A 3,816-nucleotide genomic window follows, 5' to 3' on the forward strand; every position below is an offset into this window, starting at 1 on the left:
GATTTTAAATCAGACTTGCTTTTTATGGCCTGTAAAGAAGCGATTGCATATCCACATACCAGCAAGCATTGCTAATATAAAGACAAAAGCCTTGAGATGACCTGCTCCGAGGGCAACAATTGCTGGACCTGGGCAGAAGCCTGCAATACCCCATCCTGCTCCAAAAATTAGACTACCAATCACAAGTGGCTTAGAGACCTCTCTTCTAGTGGGAATATGGAGAGCACCACCGAAAAAAGCCTCAGTACGCTTGGAGACTAAATAAAAGCCACCCAAACCAACAAGAATTGCTCCGCCCATCACAAACATTAACGATGGATCCCAGTTACCAGCAAGATCCAAAAAATTGAGAATCTTTTGAGGATTGCTCATACCGGAAATAATTAAACCAATTCCGAATAAAACACCGATCAAATACTGGCTATAAAAATTGAAATGTCTTCTCATGATTTATAGGCCTAACAGATGGCGAATAACAAAAACAGTCAAAAACCCAGCACTCATAAAAGACAAAGTCGCAACTAAAGATCTTGGTGACAAGCGAGATAAGCCGCAAACACCATGGCCACTAGTACATCCCGAGCCATAACTAGAACCAAAACCGACTAACAAACCAGCAATAATGATTGCAATCCAATCTGCATCTATCACTGTAATTGTGTGAAGATCAAAAAATAAACTCCCCAAAAATGGTGCGCTCAATAAGCCTAAAACAAGACTTAGGCGCCAAATAACATCACCATTTTTAGGGGTGAGTAATCCGGAAACGATGCCACTAATACCCAGAATACGACCGTGCAGAATTACATACAAAGCAGCTGCAACTCCCAATAGGATTCCACCTAAAAAAGCGGGTACAGGGGAAAAAGCCAACCAATCTATCTGCATATTATTTAATCTAACCTAAGAGTTAACTACAAGGATTGGGTGCATTACGCGACTCCAAATAACGCAGGGCTAAGTAAGCGCCAAAGATAAAACCTGGTAAAGCAAGTATTGAGCCTAAGGCTAATGTAGAGATGCCACTCAAGCCCTGACCAACAGTGCAACCGAGCGCTGTTACACCACCGAATCCCATCAAAGTCGCACCAACGAGATGATTCGCGGTATCTTCAGTATCACGAAAGCTCTCCCAACGAAATGACTTAGTAATGAGAGACACGCAAGCAGACCCAGAAATCATTCCAGCAACGGCAGCAATACCTAAAGTAATGATTCTTGAGGTATCGCTATAAAGCATTAACCAATCCAATGAAAAGGCGTAAGGCGCAACAAATGAAAGACTCTCCATGCGTCCAGAGTTGGTCACCAAAAAAACCTCTTCCAAGGTATTGGGATCTTCAGCAACAAATCCTAAGTTTCCAGAAATGAACCAGATTGCGCAAATAGCAAGGCCAACAAAGATTCCAGAAAACAGATTTTCTGCAGTCCAAAAGGCCTTATTTGCAAGAGCATATGCAATGAAAGCAAAGCCAATAATCAAACCCAGGGCAAGATGTAAGTTGCCCCTAGCAATGCCAATAATGGGGCTCAAAATACTTGGCAAATCTTGAGGTGTATTTAGGGTGATAAACACCGAGTCCAAGGTATTGATGCGAATAACACCAAGAAAGCCCCTCATGGTCATGTAGGCAGTTAAACCAAGAACAATAAACACAATGATGGACTTAAGATTGCCACCGCCAATGCGAACCAGAGTCTTACTTCCGCAACCTGATGCAAGCACCATGCCGAATCCAAATAGCGTACTACCTACGATGGTTGAGAGCCATAGAAGCTTACTGCTGGTATAGATGCTCTTAAGTGGATCAATAAGGCCTAGGTAGGACATGAAGGCAAATCCAACAATCGCTACGCCAATGGCCAGAAACCATTGCTTTAGACGACCCCAGCTAGACATAATATAAATATCTGAAACTGCACCCATGCTGCAAAAACCAGTTTTTTGCATTACGGCGCCAAGCAAAAAAGTAATGGCAAAGGTCGACCATAGAACTACCTTGCTGATACTGCTGATATCTACTGCTTCCATATTGAAAATTCTTTAATTATTTTTTGAATTTATAAAACTGTTGATTGAGGAAAGCGGTGACATCAGCTTCATCCTCAGGAAAAAGATCGAGACGTAGCTCTGTATTACACATGGCGACCATCGACTTTAAATTCTGCAGGCTTTTAACCTTACTATCGCTACGGGTGTAGATCATGTCGCCATTACCAAAGCCGGATTACTTGCCATGGCATGCGTAGCATTTTTGTTCATCACTCTTCTTACCGTTTGCGATATCTGGGCTGGCATTTGCTGACAGCAGCGTCCCAAAGGCGAAAAAGAAGGTAACTACAGGCTTTAATATTGGCAATTTCATTTGAAATCAGTCATTTAGCGAAGTAAAAGACTATTTTAAAGCCCAGATGACAAATCTGTCTTATTCCGCCTGAATTGAGAGGTAGACGTTATAGGCATTCATGCGGTTTGCAGCCCTAAATAAGGGCATTCCGTCGTATTCTGACCAATCCGTCTTGGCATAAGCCTCATCGAAAGGATCCAGGTTGAGGGCTGATGGCTCCATAGATTCACGTAAATAGCGCAAATAATCCCTAGTAAAGCGGATATCTTCTATAGGATTAATGGATTGAGGCCCATGACCGGGTATTACTACCTTAGGGTTAAATTTCTCAAACTGATCTAAAGCTTTCAACCACCCTTTGCTATCAGCATTACCCACAAATGGGATTCGACCGCGGAAAACTAGATCACCCGCAAAAAGCACGCCTTCAGATGGAATATAGACCAATAGATCTTCTGGGGCATGGGCTGGGCCAACCCGGCTAATCAGAAACTCCACTCCACCAATATTCAACTTTAATTGTTTGTCTATCCAAGTATCCGCAGCAATTAGTTTGGTTTGATCATTAACCCAGGGTGCAAAATCAACCCTTGATGCAATAAGCCGCTGCTTTGCAGTTTCTGAGGAAATATAGCTTCTACCCTCCCCTTGAGCGTAGATCTTTGCGCCAATTTTCTTAAACTCTTGAAGTCCATATACATGATCTGCGTGATAGTGAGTTACTACAACAGCAATAATTTTTTGCTTAGTAACTTTTGAAATCTCTTTAATCAACTTTTGCGCAAGGGTTGGAGAACCCAAGGCATCTATGACAACGACCCCCTTAGGAGTAACGACAAAACCTGCATTAGAAATAAAGTTTTGATTCTCGCTACTACCTAATTCAGCTCTACCTTGAACGAAGTAAGTATGCGGCGCAACTTTAATGGGCTTTAGCAATACACCTACCGGATCATTTATGACCGGACTGCTTTGAGCAAAGCAGAAGCCAAAAAAAATAGCATTAATCAATAATGCTATTTTTAGGTAGTGAATACCGCGCAGGAGCATGTTCACCGAATGAGATTATGGTTTTATGTAAGCAAAATGATCTTTAAATTGAAGATCGCCAATTCTTGCTACGCCAGACGGTGTGAAGTCAGTATCCAGAATAAACTGATCCTTCTTTAGATTTCTATTTTTTAAAGTAATCTCACAAACTTCAAAGCGAACACCACGAGACTTCAATGCACCAACCAAAGGGGCATATTCAATGTTGTTCTTCTTATCCCTTGCGCCTTCCATCATGATGTCAACCCCGTTAGCATGAGTTACAACGATGATCTTGGTATCAGGCGCTACGTCCATGTGATTGCGTACGTTTCTCAAGCCTTTAATGCCTTGAGTATCAGCATCATCAATGTGATAAACAACGCTTGAGCCCGCAGCAAACACCTGCTGAGATACTAGTGCGGTAAAACCAATAAAA

General features: G+C 42.1%; 7 protein-coding genes. All 7 read right to left on the reverse strand.

Translation table 11 applies throughout. The features are described 5' to 3' along the window. Positions 1 to 9: 9 nt before the first annotated feature. From B7X71_RS13470 to B7X71_RS13500, 7 genes are read right to left on the reverse strand one after another with little or no spacing between them, the layout of a single operon-like run. Positions 10 to 447 carry a DUF6691 family protein gene (locus B7X71_RS13470; protein WP_293601006.1) on the reverse strand — a complete coding sequence of 146 codons (438 nt, stop codon included), beginning with the start codon at positions 445 to 447 and terminating at the stop codon, positions 10 to 12. Between the two features lie 3 nt (positions 448 to 450). Continuing rightward, the gene (locus tag B7X71_RS13475; protein WP_215300795.1) at positions 451 to 888 is read right to left on the reverse strand and encodes a YeeE/YedE thiosulfate transporter family protein; all 438 of its coding nucleotides are present in this window, start codon (positions 886 to 888) and stop codon (positions 451 to 453) included. Between the two features lie 22 nt (positions 889 to 910). Next, positions 911 to 2,032 (reverse strand): YeeE/YedE family protein, encoded by a 1,122-nt coding sequence (locus B7X71_RS13480; protein WP_293599661.1) that lies wholly within the window; start codon positions 2,030 to 2,032, stop codon positions 911 to 913. Positions 2,033 to 2,048: 16 nt separating this feature from the next. Then, entirely contained in the window at positions 2,049 to 2,207 is a 159-nt protein-coding gene (locus B7X71_RS13485) for a hypothetical protein (protein ID WP_293601007.1), read from the reverse strand. A gap of 21 nt (positions 2,208 to 2,228) precedes the next feature. Then, positions 2,229 to 2,366 (reverse strand): hypothetical protein, encoded by a 138-nt coding sequence (locus B7X71_RS13490; protein ID WP_293601008.1) that lies wholly within the window; start codon positions 2,364 to 2,366, stop codon positions 2,229 to 2,231. A gap of 60 nt (positions 2,367 to 2,426) precedes the next feature. Continuing rightward, positions 2,427 to 3,398, reverse strand: coding sequence for an MBL fold metallo-hydrolase (locus tag B7X71_RS13495; protein WP_293601009.1), 972 nt, complete (start codon positions 3,396 to 3,398; stop codon positions 2,427 to 2,429). Positions 3,399 to 3,413: 15 nt separating this feature from the next. Further along, positions 3,414 to 3,812, reverse strand: a complete 399-nt coding sequence (locus B7X71_RS13500) for a DsrE family protein (protein WP_293601010.1) — start codon at positions 3,810 to 3,812, stop codon at positions 3,414 to 3,416. Between the last annotated feature and the right edge of the window lie 4 nt (positions 3,813 to 3,816).

Source organism: Polynucleobacter sp. 39-46-10 (genome assembly GCF_002282275.1).